The organism is Rheinheimera sp. ATLC3 (assembly GCF_059429535.1).
The window spans coordinates 1,755,313-1,771,269 of sequence record NZ_CM182103.1 but is presented as its reverse complement, the minus strand read 5'-3'; the positions used below and the strand labels follow the sequence as shown (position 1 = coordinate 1,771,269).

The window sequence follows — 15,957 nt, the reverse complement described above, 5'->3', positions numbered from 1 at the left end:
CGCGATACCTTAATTACCAAAGCCACGTTTGGGCGCTTTAGGTTTTTGTTTTTGTTCAACCGCTAGTGTTAAATCGATACTGGTATCATGGTCCAGTACTACGCTCAAGCTGTCATGGTCTTTCTTTTGCCACGGATGCCACAGTTTCAGCTGATAGGTATCGTCAGCTAAGCCGTCAAAATGCACCTTGCCTTCACTGTCGCTGACGGCCAGAAGCGGACTTTCCCCAATGTACACATAGGCTTGCATATAGTCGTGAATATTGCAGCCAATAGACACTATGCCAGGCTTATCAAATAAAACGGGCGCTTCGGGTTTTCCTGCATACAGTTCAATTTCAAACGTTTTTGCCGCTGAAAAAGAGTAAACATGGTGGCGCGTCTTATCCCGGTTGGGAAACTCAATGTAAGTGCCGGCTGCATAAGCCGACACAAAAGGCACAAACGTCAGATTTTGTTGGGCAATGCTGCCTGCGGTTGATGCGCGGCTGAGGGTTGAATTGCTGGGAATAAGCTCAACCACGCTATCGGCAACGGCGTGTTGCATTTCATCCGTGATCCGGATTGATAGCGTGTTGGCGAACAGCGGTGAGGTTAAACCCAAAAGTAGCGTCAGTAAAACAATCGAATTAACCCGGTAATGCTGCATACACGCCACCATCTTAGAAAACATCGTTAACAATAACAGTAACCTCTTGCCAGCTCAATGCCAACAGCCTGCGCTGTCGATGCTTTGAGACAGTCTGATATGAATTGGCGACAGCATGTGAGGCGGTAACAGTATGCGAGTTCGATTTTCGCTTAAGGCAGCCTGCCTGGACACAGAAACGGGGTGAAGTTGTTGTGGTTGCGGGGCTGCTGTGGCTACACTGCTGTAATACATCGCTGATGCGCCAGGGAGAACAGGATGAGGGCGGGAAAAGTACTACTTAGCATAGCACTGCTGATGTTGTTATCCGGCACCTGGCAGGTGCGTGCTGATGAGGTTTGCCGCCAGGCAAAAGCTCAGCAGCGGCCTTGCGTGGCGCTGGTGTTAGGCGGAGGGGGCGCCCGTGGTGGAGCACACCTGGGGGTGATTGAGCAACTGGAGCAGCAACAGATCCCGGTCGATCTTGTAGTCGGTACCAGCATAGGTGCTTTTATCGGCGGCTTGTATGCCAGTGGCTTCAGTGCCAGCGAAATCAGTGCCAAACTGGCAGCGGCAAACTGGGCTGAAGGCTTCAGAGACAGGGTATACCGTGATGAAATGCCGATGCGGCGTAAACAGCATAGTGATCAGTTCGCGCTGAACGTTGATTTAGGGCTATCTGCCGACGGTATCAAATTGCCGCAAGGTTTGTTGTTTGGTCAGGCGCTGGCAGATTTACTGCAGAGCATGTACGGCACGACGTCTAATAGGGTGCACTTCGACACACTGCCGGTGCCTTTTCGCGCCATTGCTACCGACCTGCTGACGCAGCAGCAGGTTGTATTGGACAGTGGCAGCCTGCTACAGGCTGTGCAAGCGTCGATGACAATACCGGGTGTCGTCGCGCCTATGGAGTTGGATGACAGGTTGCTGGTGGACGGTGGCGTGGTCAACAATCTGCCGATAAGTGTGGCAAAACAACTGGGCGCTGACCGGGTGATTGCGGTCAGTATCGACGCCCCGTTGCTGAACAAAGAACAAATGATGTCAGCACTGAATGTAACGCATCAACTGACTGCTTTCTTAGTCAGAGCGGGTGTGCAGCAGCAACTGCAGTTACTGGACGAGGACGACCTGTTACTGAGCCCGGTTGCCGAAGGCGTGGCTACGCTGGCATTTGAACGTATTGATGAGGCAATAGCAGCAGGGCGCACTGCTGCACAGGCAGCGCAACCGCAGCTGGCGGGGTTCAGTCAGCCGCAGTGGTATGCTACCTGGCGTCAGGCATTTTTACCCAGGCCTGACGCGGCTATCACTATCGACAATATTGAACTGGAAAACCTGTCCCGGCTGGACGACCGGCTGCTGCTGCGCCGGCTTGAATTGACGCCGGGTGATGCCTATACACCGCGCAAGCTGCATAAAGGGCTGCGGCAGCTCTATGGGGTGGATACGTTTGAACGGGTGTCTCAGCAACTGACTACGGCAGCAGATGGCAGTAATACACTGCATATTCGCGCTGAAGAAAAATCCTGGGGGCCGGGTTATCTGAATTTTCATTTTCAACTGGAAGACGATTTCCATAATACCCATCAGTATCAGCTGGCCGGGGCTTACACATTGACCAACTTAACCCGCTGGGGCGCCGAGTGGCATACCACGTTAGGGTTGGGCAATGACAAGTCGCTGTATACTGAAGCCTACCTGCCCTTCGCCGACAGTGGGTTGTTTGCGCTGACGGGTGTAGGCCACCGGCGGGATGTTCAGGTGCTGCAAAGCGACAATGGGCTGTCTGAAGGCGAGTTGCGTAACAACCGTAACCTTGCTGTAACCAGGCTGGGCTGGAATATTTCCGATCATGCTGAGTTGACGCTGGGCTGGAGCTGGCAAAATGGCACCATTACCATGCCAGGGTATCTGGCAGAGCAGTTTGGTAGTGCTACGCTGGATTACCGCAGCCGTGGGCCAGAATTAAAACTGGTGTGGGACACGCTGGATAGCCGCAGCTTTCCAAGCCGCGGTATCCGGCTGGCAACCAGTTTCAGGCGCAGTACTGATAACACGCTCTCATTGCAAGGTAATAGTAACCGCGCTTCGACAGAACTTTTGGCGGCTAAAAGCTGGCATCCGCATATCCTCAGAACCCGCTGGTACTTCGACCGCCATCAGGCTGATGACAATGCCATTTCCTTTGATCAGTTTTCACTAGGCGGCTTTTTAAATCTGTCCGGTTACCCTGCAGACCTGCTGTACGGTTCTGATATTCAGTTTGGTAGTTTTGTTTACCTGTATCAGATTAACCAACCGCAGATTTCATTTTTTAACGCGCCTTTATACATTGGCGGCTCGCTGGAGCGGGGCAGGGTAAAAGCCAATGTGTTTGGTGAACAGCAGACCGATGACACTACCGACTGGTTGTGGGCTGGCAGTATATTTCTGGGCTGGGATACACCTTTTGGGCCTTTATATCTGGGTTATGGCCACGCCGAGCGCAGTTTTATCAAGCAGAACAATGCGGTGTATTTGTCCTTTGGTAAGTCGTACTAAAGCATCAGTTTGTTGCTAAGGCGCGCTCAACATCAATACCGATGCTCAATACGCCTACATGGCGCTGCCCGTCGCTAACAGGTACGCTTAGCTTTACCTGAAAGCGGCGGGTTGACTGGTCGTATTCAACCACATCGATAAAATAAGCCGCTTGTTGTTCAAAAATACCCAGAAACGGCATTTCATCGCCTTGCCAGTAGTCAGTAGTAACCCTGCTGATGGCCGCATTTGCGCCATGCTGGTCCATCAGGATAACTTCAGTCACCAGCTCCGCATATTTGGTCTGCCATTGTTGCAGTGCTTCAGATGCAGCGCTATTCAGCATTTTAGTGGCAAGACTGTCCTCCTGGTTGGCCAGCAATTGCTGCTGCCATTGCGAGTCCAGCAGTAACATTGCAGACAGATCGACTTCTGGCTGGTTTTGCTGTTGCAGGCGTTGACGTAGCAGCGGCAAGCGCGCCAGCTGTTGCACATCAGACAATAGCTTGCTCAGGATCAATTGCTGCTCGGCTGTTGATAACGCAAAAGGTGCCGACGCACATAAATGTGTCGCCGCGTTAAACTGGGCGATAAAACCGGGTCTCTGCTGCAGCGCTTTATGAGCAAAGTAAACGCCAAGCGGCACATAGCGGAAAAAGCGCTGTTTAAATTCAGTACTGTCGATTTTAAGCCGACTTGCCACCTCGTTAAAATCATCCAGATCGGCCAGCAGCATGTCGATACGGCCAATATTTAGCAGTTGTACCAGCTGCGCCAAATCGTTTACTTCTACATCCGGTTTATGTTCATGTTGTGCTAACCAGTCGGCCTGATGGCTACCCAGTATGGCACCATAGCGGATACGTTCTTTGCTGTCTGGTCCGGGATGACGCGGATGCCAGAACCAGTACCAGTTTTCCAGAAACAATGGTGCAGATAACTGGGCGAAGTCGTTCATTTCGTCATTGGGCATGGCAGTAAAATAACCGTCAATCCGGTCCATTTTTACTTCCTGCCGCGCCCTGCGCCATGGCATAACCTGTAATGTATAAGGCTGGCGGGTTTGCTGCATAATACAGTTAATCTGCTGCTGGCTGCTGTTGCCATCAACCGGCGAGTGTGTGCCTAACACCAGGCCCGCTGCGGTCGCTAACTGAGGGCAAAGCAGCAGTAACACAAAGCGCATAGCCAAAGTCCTTTTAATGAAACTGATGCAAGTATAGCAATCGATAGCACAGGTGTTGAACTTCATTCACTGCGCCCACACTAAGGCTGTATTACCGGGCAGTTTTGTCAGGTTCAGTCTGTGCTCAGCGTCAGTGCTACAGGCTTGGTTCTGTGACGCAGCAAGGTTTTACGGCATAAAGTTGTGCGGTAAGGCCAACATTGAGGTAACTATGTTTTCTTCGTTTAAACAGCAAAGCAGCCAGTGGCAGCAAATGTTTGCCCGTCGTCAAAGTGCCGGGCCACTACAGCGTATTCTGGCCTGGTTGATGTTGGGCCTGATGTTATTTGTCGGTGTTGCTGTGCTGGTCTTTATGCTGCTGTTAAGCTGGATCCTGATCCCGATTCTGTTGTTTCGTCATCGTGCAAAAATTAAAGCCTGGCAGCAGCGCCAGCGCGCTGACGCCGGCACACAGCACAATAATGCCAATACCGTGATAGAAGGTGAAGTTATTCATAAGCGGGAAGACTAAGCGGGTTTAACCAGACACCGCCAGTTTCGCCTGAATATAGTCGCTATGACGGATAAACAGCAGATCTGCTATTTTACGCAGCATCGCTTCTTCATTCGGATCCAGCACGCCGTCGGCATAGGCTTGCTGCCAAAGGTTGCCCAGCAGCGCCAGCCTGGCATCATAACTTAGCTGCTTTAACTGGGCAGTAAACTGATGCAACGAGGTGGCATCCTGTGCCTGTTTATCCGCCAGCGTAATCACAGCTGCGGCATCACTGTCAGTCAGAGAAAATTCCCGTTTAACGTAATCTGTTGCCAGGGCACGCTCATCATCGCTGCTGCTGAAATCAGCATAAGCTACCATCAGCATCAGGCTGACACAGGCCAGCTCCGTCTCATTCAGGCCATAAGTGTTCGTCGTACCTGCGGGTGCTGACAGGCCATCGTTTACTTTATCCAGCAGGGTTTTAAATAACTGAAACATTGCTTTTCCTTACTTTGCATCTCTGGTTAGAGCCGCTACAGGCAGCAGAGTTCATCTGACGGTTTAGTTTGCCCGGCCTGGCTTGAAAAACCACCACTATTGCCACACTAAGTGTGCAGCATACCGCTGTCATGATGCGAGGTGAAGTGTGGCAATCCTGTTTACCGTATTACTCGGCGCAGCCATTATTGCGTTGGTGCTGGGCTTGCCGTACTGGCGCCGTTATCAGCGCAGCATCATTATGGCGCGGCCATTTCCTGCGCCGTGGCGTGATATTTTAAAGCGCCGCTTGCCGTATTTCAGGGCTTTGCCTGCCGATTTACAGCTGCAGCTGAAAAAACATATTCAGGTGTTCATTGCTGAAAAAGAGTTTATTGGCTGTGATGACTTAACGGTGACCGACGAAATGCGCGTGACGATAGCCGCACAGGCTTGCTTGTTGCTGCTGAACAGACCGGATTATTACTACCCTAAGCTAAAACAGATTTTGCTTTATCCCTCTGCCTTTATTGTGCGTAACAACAGTGCCGATGCCGCGGGCGTGCTGCATGAACAGCGCCGGGTGTTGTCCGGTGAGTCCTGGGGGCAGGGCAAGGTTATTTTAAGCTGGGCCGATACGCTGGATGGTGCCGCCAACCCCTGTGATGGCCGCAATGTCGTGATCCACGAATTTGCCCACCAGTTGGATCAGGAAAAAGGCATCGCTAATGGCGCGCCGCTGCTGGAGCGTAGCAGTGACTATCAAAGCTGGTCCGGCGTGATGGCCGCGGAGTTTGCGGCACTGCAGCGCCAGGCCGGTTTGGGGGAACATAGTTTGTTTGATCACTACGGTGCGACGAATCCGGCAGAGTTTTTTGCCGTAATCAGTGAAGTATTCTTTGAACAACCCGGTTTGTTATCACAGCAACACCCAAAGCTGTACGGCGAACTGAGCCGGTTTTATCGCTTAAACCCGCTTAGCTGGTAAGGCATGCAAACAGCAACATGATTAAAAGCCGGAAAAAAGTGATCTGAAACCTGGTTTGCGTCATACTTCCTCCTTAACAAGAACAATTCTTATTTAGGTGGAGTATGGTTTGGCTGAGGTTGCTGTTGTTAGGGGGTTGCTGCACGGTGCTGTCATTAGCAGCGCAGGAAAACGTGCCGGTGCGGGTGGTGATGCCGCAGCAAAATGCGCTGGCCCAGCAATTGGTTCTCAGCGGCAGTCTGACCGCACAGCAGGATGCGCAGCTGTCCAGCCGCACTGCCGGCTTAGTGGCCGGGGTACTGGTAGACGCCGGCAGTATCGTTACGCAGGGCCAGCCTTTACTCCAACTTGATACCGCTATAACAGAACACGAACTGGCGCAGCTGCAGGCGGCGTTAAATGCTGCCCAGGTACGTTATGACGAGCAGCAGCGGTTGGTTAATGAAGCCCGGCAGCTGATTTCACAGCAGCTATTTCCACAAAGTGAACTGAGTTTACGCCAGGCCGCGCTGGCCGAAGCTGAGGCTGCACACCAGCAGGCCAAGGCCGCTGTGGCGCAACAACAGGAAATACTGGCCCGGCATACCCTTACCGCACCTTTTGCCGGTGTTGTCGCCAAACGTTTTACCGATGTCGGCGAATGGCTGGCGTTGGGTACGCCGGTATTACAACTGGTTAGTCTGAGCCCTTTGCTGCTGGATGTGCAGGTACCGCAGGAGTATTTCACCGAGCTGTCGTCGTTGCGACGCATTGAAGTAAGGCCGGATTTAGTGCCCGGCGCCACCCTTAGCGCGTCCTTACTGGCTGCGGTGCCGGTTGGCGATAGCAACGCACGCAGTTTTCTTGCCCGCCTGCAGATCAGCGACAGCCCACAGCCATTACTGCCGGGCAGCTCCGCCAGCGCAACTTTGTTCTTTGAGCGTGATGATTCCAGCGTGCTGGTGGTACCACCCGATGCACTGTTACGCCACCCCGACGGTAACTTCAGCGTATTCAGCATTAACGATAATACCGCCAAGCGTCATCTGGTAAAGCTTGGCCGCAGCACAGAGCAAGGGGTGGAGATTGTGTCCGGCCTACCGAAACAGCTGCCTGTTGTGATACGCGGCAACGAAACGCTGCGCGATGGCCAGCGTGTGCAGGTACTGGCACAGGATAAGGAGTAACCTATGCTCGATGCCGGTATACGCCGTGGCACCATACTGACGGTTGCCGTACTGATTATCTGCGTACTGGGCATAGTAGCTGCGCTGCGTATCCCGGTACAGATGATCCCGGACCTGGAAGTGCGCACCATCAGTGTTGTCACCGGCTGGCCCGGCGCGACACCGCAGGATGTGGAAAAAGAAATTCTGATTGAACAGGAGCGCTATCTGCGCACCCTGCCAAACCTGAAACGTATGGTGTCGCGCGCCAGTACCGGCTCGGCGGAAATTGAACTGGAGTTTCCGTTTGGCGTCGATGTCAATGAAGCGCTGATCCGCGTCAGCAATGCACTCAGTCAGGTACCGTCCTACCCGGAAAATGTTGATCAGCCGAGGCTGTTCAGCAGTTCGTTCTCCAACAACGCCTTTATGTTCTTCCGGCTGATGCCATTGCCCGGTAACCCGCTGGCACTGGATATGGATATGCTGCGCGATTACGCCGAAGACTACGTGCGGCCACGGATGGAACGGGTGCCGGGGGTGTCTGAAGTTGGCGTCAGTGGTGGGGCTGAGCGTCAGGTGCAAATAAGGCTTGATCCGGCCCGGCTGGCGCAGCGCGGTATCAGCCTGACGCAGGTACGCGATGCAATACGCCAGCGTAACCGCGACAGCTCGGCTGGCGATATCGATAGCGGAAAACGCCGGTATCTGCTGCGTATGGTAGGTCGCTTTGACCAGCTGAACGAGCTGGAAAACCTGATCCTGAGCCAGCAGGGTGATATGCAGGTGCGGTTAAAAGATGTCGCCAGTATTGAATTAGACCACTTTGAAGTGCGTGACCTTGCCTTTACCGACGGCGAGCGCACCCTGGGGCTGTCGGTGCGGCGCGAGCCAGGCTCTAACGTCATTGATATCAAGCAGCAGATGATGCAGGTAGTGGCACAAATCAACCGCGATATGCTGGCGGCCAATGGCCTGCAGCTGACATTAATCAGTGATGATGTGCGTTATGTCGAAGACTCGGTGGCCAATGTCTGGACCAACCTGGCACTGGGCGCCATGCTGGCAACGCTGGTGCTGTTTTTGTTTTTACGCTCTGGCCCCGCCACGCTGGTGGGCGTGATGGGGGTACCCATTTGCACCATAGCGGCGTTTTTAGGCTTGCTGGCCTTTGGCCGCACTATCAATGTGATCTCGCTGGCCGGTATTGCCTTTGCCATCGGTATGACAATGGATAACACCATAGTGGTGCTGGAAAGTATCGAGCAGGCACGCCGGCGCGGGCTGGACAGAATAGAGGGCGCTATCGCCGGTGTGCGTGAAGTCTGGCCGGCAGTGCTGGCGTCAACGCTGACCACAGTGCTGGTATTTGTGCCGATATTGTTTGTCGAGCAGGAAGCCGGCCAGCTGTATTCTGATATTGCCATCGCTATCGGCGCTGCCATTATCGCTTCTATGCTGGTGGCGGTGCTGGTGGTGCCGGCGGCGATTGCCAGGCTGGGTTTTGGCAAGCGCTCGGCTATGCAGCAAACCGACGCGGTGCAGCCCCCGGGCGTATTGCTTAATCTGGTCAATGGCATTATCAGCAACCGGCTGCGCCGGCGTGTGACGTTGCTGGCGACGGTACTGCTGACACTCGGCGCGGCCTGGTTTTTGCTGCCGCCGGCCGAATATCTGCCGGAAGGGGAAGAGCCCAAAGCCTTTTCGTCGATGATAGCGCCACCGGGGTATAACCTGTCGGAAATGGCCGGTATTGCGACAGAATTACGTGAATACCTCAGCGCCCAGGTTGAGCGAGACCCGGCCGATTTTGACCGTGGCGACACCAGTATGCCGGCGCTGAAGTATTATTCGCTCAGTGTGTCAGTTGGCCGCATCCGTGTGCTGAGCGAACCGGTACGCTCAGGCGATATCGAGGCGATGATGAACGCCATGACGACGCTGTTCCGCCAGTACCCCGGTATGCGGGCATTCTCGTCACGCGGCTCTATTATCAGCAGTAACGACGGCGGTACCCGCGCTGTGGCGCTGGACATCTCCGGCCCCGATTTAGCCAGCCTGTACGCTACCGCTGATGCCGCTTATGTCGCCGCTGGTCAGTTATTTGATCAGCCGCAACTTAACTCTGAGCCGGCATCGTTATCTTTGGATCAGCCGTTGGTAGAAATTCGCCCGCGCTGGCAACGTTTAGCCGAGCTGAACTTTAGCGCTGCTGACTTTGGTTTTGCGGTATCAGCACTCAGCGACGGTGCCTTTGTTGATGAGTTTTTTATCAACGATGACAAAGTGGATATTTTTCTGTTCAGCAAAGCTGGTAATGAGCAAAGCCTGGCCAGGCTGGCACAAACCCCGGTGCTGACGCCGGGCGGGGCCGTGCTGCCGCTTAGCAGCCTGGCAGACTTAGCCGAAGTAGCCGACAGCGATACCCTGCGCCGCGTTGATGGCCGCCGCACGGTAACGCTGTACATTATTCCGCCGCGCTCGGTGGCACTGGAAACCGCGGTGGCGATGGTTCAGCAGCAGCTGGTACCACAGCTGCAGCGTGACGGTGCTATTGGCACCGATGTCACACTGGATATCTCAGGTGCATCGGATCAGCTGGATGAAACCCGTGCCGCACTGGGCAGTAATTTTGCGGTGGCGGTGCTGCTGATTTATCTGTTGTTGGTGGCTATTTTCAGCCACTGGGGCTACCCGCTGTTTATTCTGGCCACAGTGCCGCTGGGCCTGGCTGGCGCGCTGGTGGGCTTAACCGCCGTTAATGGCGTAAGCCGTGTGCTGGCCCATGTTGGGCTGGGCGGCTTTCACCAGCCGTTTGATATGATCACCATGCTGGGGTTTTTAATTCTGCTCGGCACTGTGGTGAATAACCCGATCCTGATTGTCGATCAAAGCCGGCATAACCTGCAAAGCGGCAGGCAGTCGGTGCAGGAAGCCGTATCACAGGCCGTGGCGACGCGGCTTCGGCCGATACTGATGTCTACTGCCACCACTATTTTTGGCCTGGCGCCGTTGGTACTTATTCCGGGGGAAGGCACCGAGCTGTACCGCGGGGTCGGTATTATCGTATTGTGTGGGCTGCTGTTTTCTACCCTGATAAGCCTGACCTTTTTACCGGCACTGCTGGTCAGTGTGCTTGGGATAAAGGCCAAACTCAGTCAGAGAAAAAAGCAAACTTAATCACCTGCGCCAAAATCAGCAGCGCCACCAGCGGCATAATGTAGCGGCTTAATTTGGCGGTTTGTTCGCTGTCGCGGCTACCGTATTTTTCGGTCAGCGTAACAACGATAAACAGCGCGGCAAACAGCAGTGCCAGTATCGTAATCAGGGTGGTCATTATGTACTCCGTTCAGGCTATTGCTGCAGCTTAAACGGTTTTCACTTTAGTTTCAAAATCGCCGTGGCACAGCTTCGCAGCATTGTGGCTGCATGCTATGCTGCGCGCAGTATTATCTTAAGTAAGGGCAACAGTATGACATTGGCGGTAGTAGCGTTAATTGCCGGTTTGGCACTTTTGGTCTGGAGCGCAGACCGCTTTGTCGATGGCGCTGCAGCCACCGCCCGGTATGCTGGTATGCCACCGCTGTTAATCGGTATGCTGATCGTTGGTTTTGGCACCTCAGCTCCTGAGATGGTGGTATCAGCCATGGCCGCCAGCGACGGTAACCCGGCTTTGGCGCTGGGTAATGCCTATGGTTCTAACATTACCAACATTGCGTTGATCCTGGGGTTGGTGGCGCTGCTAAGCCCTATTGCTGTGCATTCACAGGTACTGAAAAAAGAGCTGCCAATTTTAATGCTGGTAACCGTATTTGCCGGCTGGCAGATGTTTGACCATCAGCTTAGCAGCCTGGATGCCTGGTGTTTACTGGGCGTGTTCTTTGTGCTGATGGCCTGGTCGGTATATCAGGGCATGAAAAGCCCGCAGGATGCGCTGGCTACAGAAATGAATGAAGAGCTGACGCAAAGCAGCATGACCTTAAAACAAGCCATTATCTGGCTGCTGGTGGGCCTGGTTCTGCTGATAGTAGCATCGCGTATGCTGGTATACGGCGCGGTGTTTATCGCCCAAAGCCTGGGCGTCAGCGATCTGGTAATTGGTTTAACGGTAGTGGCAATCGGTACTTCGTTGCCGGAACTGGCTTCGTCACTGATTGCGATTAAAAAGGGCGAGCACGATATTGCGCTGGGTAACGTGATTGGCTCTAACCTGTTTAATACGCTGGCGGTAGTGGGTATAGCGGCAGCGATAGAACCTATGGCGGTCGATGCCGTCGTGCTAACACGTGACTGGACACTGATGGCCGTACTGACAGCGGCATTGTTTGTGATGGGCTACGGCTACAAAAAACAGGGCCGTATTAACCGGCTGGAAGGTGCAGTGCTACTGGCGGTGTTTATTGGCTATACCGGCTATTTAGTCAGCACTGTTATGGCGTAAGCCAGAGCTTATGGCCGGGCCACGCCAGGATCTCGACACCGGTTACTACCTGCAGCACTTTAACGAGTTGTTGCAGTTTGTCGGCACTCACTACGCGCAGTGTTTAACCAAAGACGAGCAGCAGTTTCTGCACGATTTTGCCGCGCTGCGCGAGCCGGCGCAGCAGTTACTGGTGCGTATGCTTAACCGCAAAGGCACGGTGTTTGCCGATACCGAGCTGCATTACGAAGAGATTGGCCCGCCGGGGCCAGTGCTTGATGAACTGAGCGCCGCCGGCTTTATCAGTGCGCTTAGCGACAATGAACTGGCCGATTTCTGGCTACGCTTAACCAAAGACACCTTATGGCAGTTACTGCAACTGGCTGAAACGCAAACCGGCGCAGCAAGTGGTGCGAAAAAAAGCCAGGCCAAGCCACAACTGCTGCGCGCAGCGCTGAAGCTCGACGTAAACTGGCTTTCGCTTATCAGTCAGCTGCCGCAACGCTATGTAGCGCTGCAACGCCAGCCCACACTGAATTACCTGTATTTTCTTTATTTTGGCCGTATAGAGCCGAATTTATCATTGTTTACGCTGCGCGATTTGGGCATTCGCCAAAGTGGCCAGTTTAAACAGCAGTTTAAACCGCGCTTTACCGGCTTAGCCCAGGCCCGGCTGGCTTACGCGTTAGCCTGTGCCAAACAGCAACTGGCCGAGCTGGCAAAACAGCTGAAAAACCAGCCGGAAGATGCCGCCATGTTACTGCAACCCTGGCTGGAACAGGTGCAGCAATGGCCGCTAAGTGATGATAATGCGCTGGCGTTAAAGCGCAGCGAACGCTGCTACAACCTGGGCAAACTGGCCGAGCAATACCTGCTGGACGAGCTGGCTATCGCCTTTTATCAGCACAGTAATGGCTTTCCGGCCAGCGAGCGCTTAGTGCGGTTGTATTTTAGCAGCGGGCAAACGGACAAGTGCCAGCAGTATTTGCAGCAATTGCTGGACGACCCCAGCTGCGATGAAGAATGGCTGTTTGCCGATGATTTTTATCAGCGTAAATTTGCCGCAAACGGCCAGCGCCGTTCAGCACTAACCGAGCTTTTGCGCAGTGCACCACAGGTTGGCATAGACGAACTTTACTTAGGCAAAGCCGAGCAAGGCCTGATGGCACACTATGCGGCAAAGGGTTACAGCGTGTTTCACGGCGAAAACAACCTCTGGCTGGCGCTGTTTGGCCTGTGGTTCTGGCATGAGCTGTTTGAACATAAACACAGCGCGCTGCATAACCCCTTTGAGCGCCGGCCGCGTAACCTCAGCGCCGGCGGCTTTTATCAGCAGTTTGCGGCGGACATCGAGCAAAAGCTAACCGAACTTGCCCTGCCTACCGCAGCCAGCACGCTGCTAAATGCCTTAACCGCGCACTATGGCAAAGCCAACAGCCTGTTTTACTGGCACAGCGATTTAGCGCAGCAGCTATTACCGCTATTGCAATATGCACCGGGGATGGATGGCCAAAGTGCATTAGCCCCCATACTGCGCGCCATGGCGCAGGATTTCCCCCGCCACAGCAGCGGTTACCCGGATTTACTGCTGATAAAAGATGACACGCTTGAGTTTATTGAAGTAAAAGCACCGGGCGATAAAATTCAGCGCCATCAGTTAGCGCGTTTGCAGGCACTAAAGCAGGCCGGTTTTAATGCCCGTATTGAAAAACTGCAGTGGATAATCGACCCAAACCGCGTTTATGTGGTGCTGGACGTTGAAACCACCGGCGGCAAAGCCGGTACCGATCGCATCACCGAAATAGGCGCAGTAAAAGTGCAGGCCGGTGAAGTGCTGGGCACCTTTAGCACGCTGATTAATCCGCAGCGGCATATCCCCTCTTTTATCAGCCGCTTAACCGGTATCAGCAATAGCATGGTCGCGGATGCGCCAACCTTTGCCGACGTGGCAGAGAAACTTGCCGAGTTTCTGCAAGGCGCGGTATTTGTCGCGCATAACGCCAAGTTTGATTACGGTTTTATCCGCAGTGAATTCGCCCGCTGCGAACTGCCGTTTGATATGCCGCAGCTGTGTACGGTAGTTAATATGCGCCGCTATTATCCGGGGTTAAAATCCTACAGCCTGGGTAACCTGTGCCAGCATTTTGATATACCGCTCACCAACCACCACCGCGCCCTGGCAGATGCGACAGCAACGGTGGAGTTGCTGAAGATGATAAATACCCGGCGTACCGCCAATCAGTAACGCTGTCTATCATCTTTACGCGAATAATAGGCTGTGTGGTTATACAGCATTCCTCTTTGAGTTTTTCACAGCAACTTGCGGGTGCAAAACCTGTATTTTGCAATGCCGTAATTTGCTACATGGAAAATATGCTTGATTTACATTTGGTTGACGCCATAGACTGAATTTTATTTTGTGACTTGCGAGATCTTTTAAACGCAATTTGCGGGGGATAGATCCTTTGAATAAGCTGTTAGAGGCTAAATCGATGACAACAACCCTATTGTCGGAATTTCGACGCCGTAGGCCCACCTACGACCAGTTGATGGAAGAGGTTCGATATGTATTGGAGCGTGCAATTCAGGACGAGGGCATTAAAATCCATGCGGTTCTGTCAAGAGTCAAAGATTCGGAATCCTTCCAACAGAAGGTCAGTCGGCTCAACACAGATTTACCGTTTGAAGAAGTCACCGATATTGTCGGTGTAAGGGTCATTTGCCTATTCCGATCAGATATTCCACGAATCGGGCAGATCATCAGGTCGGCCCTTGAGGTGAAGTCGGAAGACAATAAAATCGAAGGCCAAGAAATATCCTCATTCGGTTATCAATCAGTTCATTTCATCGCGACACTTAAGGCTGATTATTCCGGACCACGCTACGACAGCATTAAGAACCTGGCCGCTGAAATTCAGGTTCGTACGGTTGCGATGGATGCTTGGGCAACCGTTTCGCATTATCTTGACTACAAAGCAAGCCATGATGTCCCACGGCATCTAAGAAAGGATTTTTATGCTCTAAGCGGTTTGTTCTATGTGGTCGATACTCATTTTGAGATGTTCTTCCAAGCCGGGGAAAGAAATAAGGCTGAGGTTGCCGATAAGATATCGGTCCAAGGCATCGATCTAGATGAAGAGCTCAATATCGATACGTTACGCGCTTACCTTGCTCGGAAAATCAAAGATCACGTTGTGCCGGAGTCCGACGCAGAGGGGTATTCGAAGCTCATGAGTGAACTTTCGGCCTCGGGATACAAGCTAGTAGGACAGCTGGATCAGGCGTTGGATGTCGGATGGGCCGCGTTCTTGGCCTACGAAAAGGAAAATCCGCCCATGTCGAAGAACGGGCTAAAGTTTAATGCCATTGGTGTCGTTCGTGGTCTACTTTCGATTCTCGATCTCAATTTTTACGAAAGTCGAGAGCACAAATCCAAGCTAGATAAGTATGAAAAATATCGGGGCTTGTTACGAGAATGAGGGGCGCCTCTAACATTGCATTGCAGCGGACAAGCCGCTGAATGCGGCGTTAGCTGTATCTATGCACCCAGACAAGGTAATACGTGAAAAAGTAACTAAGTTAACCGACCTGCCGAATATTGGTAAGGCGAGTGCTGCAGATTTGGTATTGCTAGGTATTGATAAGCCTGCCGACTTGCTGGGGCAAGACCCTTACGATATGTATTACCGGCTATGCGATATTACTGGCCAGCGGCATGACCCTTGTGTCATCGATGTATTTATTTCGATTACTCGCTTTATCAATGGTGATGACTCTCAACCGTGGTGGCACTACACAGCACAGCGTAAACGTAAGCAAGCTACTTTTTAGTGAAATGGAAGCACAACTGGGTGGCAGCGCAACTGTTATTCGGTGGTTTGAGTTATAAGTCTTTGCCAAGCAGTAACTGACAATACCGCTTAAAATCATCTAACCGTTTGGTAATGACATACTCAGTTACCGCCAGCTGCAGACGCTGATATTCATGCACGGCGATATTGCAAAAGCCCACCATCTTCTTCATATTTTCAGCCAGTTCTATCGGTAAAAAACGGCTGCCATGCCCTTTAATCTTTTCAGGGGCACTCCAATGCTTACTAAGCTCATGAC

The 15,957-nt window shown here is 52.9% G+C and carries 14 protein-coding genes; 9 read left to right on the top strand and 5 right to left on the bottom strand.

What is annotated here, in order from left to right:
* Nucleotides 1–9: 9 nt before the first annotated feature.
* Nucleotides 10–648 (bottom strand): methylamine utilization protein, encoded by a 639-nt coding sequence (locus AC5SV9_RS08230; RefSeq protein ID WP_475147983.1) that lies wholly within the window; start codon nucleotides 646–648, stop codon nucleotides 10–12.
* Nucleotides 649–906: 258 nt separating this feature from the next.
* Between AC5SV9_RS08230 and AC5SV9_RS08225 the strand changes: the two genes are divergently transcribed.
* Complete coding sequence (locus AC5SV9_RS08225) at nucleotides 907–3,174, top strand: patatin-like phospholipase family protein (RefSeq protein WP_475147982.1); 2,268 nt, start codon at nucleotides 907–909, stop codon at nucleotides 3,172–3,174.
* A gap of 4 nt (nucleotides 3,175–3,178) precedes the next feature.
* Here AC5SV9_RS08225 and AC5SV9_RS08220 read toward each other — a convergent pair whose 3' ends face one another.
* Nucleotides 3,179–4,339 (bottom strand): substrate-binding periplasmic protein, encoded by a 1,161-nt coding sequence (locus AC5SV9_RS08220; protein WP_475147979.1) that lies wholly within the window; start codon nucleotides 4,337–4,339, stop codon nucleotides 3,179–3,181.
* A 211-nt stretch (nucleotides 4,340–4,550) separates the two neighbouring features.
* On the opposite strand from AC5SV9_RS08220, the gene AC5SV9_RS08215 reads away from it, so the two are divergent.
* On the top strand, nucleotides 4,551–4,850 hold the full coding sequence (locus AC5SV9_RS08215) for a hypothetical protein (protein ID WP_134052602.1): 300 nt from the start codon (nucleotides 4,551–4,553) through the stop codon (nucleotides 4,848–4,850).
* Between the two features lie 6 nt (nucleotides 4,851–4,856).
* Here the strand turns inward: AC5SV9_RS08215 and AC5SV9_RS08210 are convergent, their stop codons facing one another.
* Complete coding sequence (locus tag AC5SV9_RS08210; RefSeq protein WP_475147976.1) at nucleotides 4,857–5,315, bottom strand: tellurite resistance TerB family protein; 459 nt, start codon at nucleotides 5,313–5,315, stop codon at nucleotides 4,857–4,859.
* A 148-nt stretch (nucleotides 5,316–5,463) separates the two neighbouring features.
* Here AC5SV9_RS08210 and AC5SV9_RS08205 point away from each other — a divergent pair, with 148 nt between their 5' ends.
* The 3 genes from AC5SV9_RS08205 (at nucleotide 5,464) to AC5SV9_RS08195 (ending at nucleotide 10,607) form a co-directional block, all read left to right on the top strand.
* Nucleotides 5,464–6,282 carry a M90 family metallopeptidase gene (locus tag AC5SV9_RS08205; protein WP_475147974.1) on the top strand — a complete coding sequence of 273 codons (819 nt, stop codon included), beginning with the start codon at nucleotides 5,464–5,466 and terminating at the stop codon, nucleotides 6,280–6,282.
* 146 nt (nucleotides 6,283–6,428) lie between these two features.
* Entirely contained in the window at nucleotides 6,429–7,448 is a 1,020-nt protein-coding gene (locus tag AC5SV9_RS08200; RefSeq protein WP_475147972.1) for an efflux RND transporter periplasmic adaptor subunit, read from the top strand.
* 3 nt (nucleotides 7,449–7,451) lie between these two features.
* Nucleotides 7,452–10,607, top strand: coding sequence for an efflux RND transporter permease subunit (locus AC5SV9_RS08195; RefSeq protein WP_475147969.1), 3,156 nt, complete (start codon nucleotides 7,452–7,454; stop codon nucleotides 10,605–10,607).
* Here AC5SV9_RS08195 and AC5SV9_RS08190 read toward each other — a convergent pair.
* The gene (locus tag AC5SV9_RS08190) at nucleotides 10,582–10,764 is read right to left on the bottom strand and encodes a hypothetical protein (RefSeq protein WP_134052592.1); all 183 of its coding nucleotides are present in this window, start codon (nucleotides 10,762–10,764) and stop codon (nucleotides 10,582–10,584) included. The two genes, AC5SV9_RS08195 and AC5SV9_RS08190, sit on opposite strands and share 26 nt — an antisense overlap.
* A 135-nt stretch (nucleotides 10,765–10,899) precedes the next feature.
* Here AC5SV9_RS08190 and AC5SV9_RS08185 point away from each other — a divergent pair, with 135 nt between their 5' ends.
* The 4 genes from AC5SV9_RS08185 (at nucleotide 10,900) to AC5SV9_RS08170 (ending at nucleotide 15,678) form a co-directional block, all read left to right on the top strand.
* Nucleotides 10,900–11,868, top strand: a complete 969-nt coding sequence (locus AC5SV9_RS08185) for a calcium/sodium antiporter (RefSeq protein WP_475147967.1) — start codon at nucleotides 10,900–10,902, stop codon at nucleotides 11,866–11,868.
* 10 nt (nucleotides 11,869–11,878) lie between these two features.
* Nucleotides 11,879–14,092 carry an exonuclease domain-containing protein gene (locus AC5SV9_RS08180; protein ID WP_475147965.1) on the top strand — a complete coding sequence of 738 codons (2,214 nt, stop codon included), beginning with the start codon at nucleotides 11,879–11,881 and terminating at the stop codon, nucleotides 14,090–14,092.
* A gap of 220 nt (nucleotides 14,093–14,312) precedes the next feature.
* Complete coding sequence (locus AC5SV9_RS08175) at nucleotides 14,313–15,326, top strand: GTP pyrophosphokinase (protein ID WP_475147962.1); 1,014 nt, start codon at nucleotides 14,313–14,315, stop codon at nucleotides 15,324–15,326.
* Nucleotides 15,327–15,387: 61 nt separating this feature from the next.
* The gene (locus AC5SV9_RS08170) at nucleotides 15,388–15,678 is read left to right on the top strand and encodes a helix-hairpin-helix domain-containing protein (protein WP_475147959.1); all 291 of its coding nucleotides are present in this window, start codon (nucleotides 15,388–15,390) and stop codon (nucleotides 15,676–15,678) included.
* 52 nt (nucleotides 15,679–15,730) lie between these two features.
* On the opposite strand, the gene AC5SV9_RS08165 is transcribed toward AC5SV9_RS08170, so the two are convergent.
* On the bottom strand, nucleotides 15,731–15,919 hold the full coding sequence (locus tag AC5SV9_RS08165; protein WP_475148330.1) for a DUF86 domain-containing protein: 189 nt from the start codon (nucleotides 15,917–15,919) through the stop codon (nucleotides 15,731–15,733).
* Nucleotides 15,920–15,957 lie beyond the last annotated feature (38 nt).

Excerpts from the sequence above, each read along its gene's own strand:
- AC5SV9_RS08225 (WP_475147982.1), top strand. The coding sequence starts at position 907 with ATGAGGGCGGGAAAAGTACTACTTAGCATAGCACTGCTGATGTTGTTA.
- AC5SV9_RS08230 (WP_475147983.1), bottom strand. The coding sequence starts at position 648 with ATGCAGCATTACCGGGTTAATTCGATTGTTTTACTGACGCTACTTTTG.
- AC5SV9_RS08190 (WP_134052592.1), bottom strand. The coding sequence starts at position 10,764 with ATGACCACCCTGATTACGATACTGGCACTGCTGTTTGCCGCGCTGTTT.
- AC5SV9_RS08195 (WP_475147969.1), top strand. The coding sequence starts at position 7,452 with ATGCTCGATGCCGGTATACGCCGTGGCACCATACTGACGGTTGCCGTA.
- AC5SV9_RS08185 (WP_475147967.1), top strand. The coding sequence starts at position 10,900 with ATGACATTGGCGGTAGTAGCGTTAATTGCCGGTTTGGCACTTTTGGTC.
- AC5SV9_RS08170 (WP_475147959.1), top strand. The coding sequence starts at position 15,388 with ATGCACCCAGACAAGGTAATACGTGAAAAAGTAACTAAGTTAACCGAC.
- AC5SV9_RS08220 (WP_475147979.1), bottom strand. The coding sequence starts at position 4,339 with ATGCGCTTTGTGTTACTGCTGCTTTGCCCTCAGTTAGCGACCGCAGCG.
- AC5SV9_RS08210 (WP_475147976.1), bottom strand. The coding sequence starts at position 5,315 with ATGTTTCAGTTATTTAAAACCCTGCTGGATAAAGTAAACGATGGCCTG.
- AC5SV9_RS08215 (WP_134052602.1), top strand. The coding sequence starts at position 4,551 with ATGTTTTCTTCGTTTAAACAGCAAAGCAGCCAGTGGCAGCAAATGTTT.
- AC5SV9_RS08180 (WP_475147965.1), top strand. The coding sequence starts at position 11,879 with ATGGCCGGGCCACGCCAGGATCTCGACACCGGTTACTACCTGCAGCAC.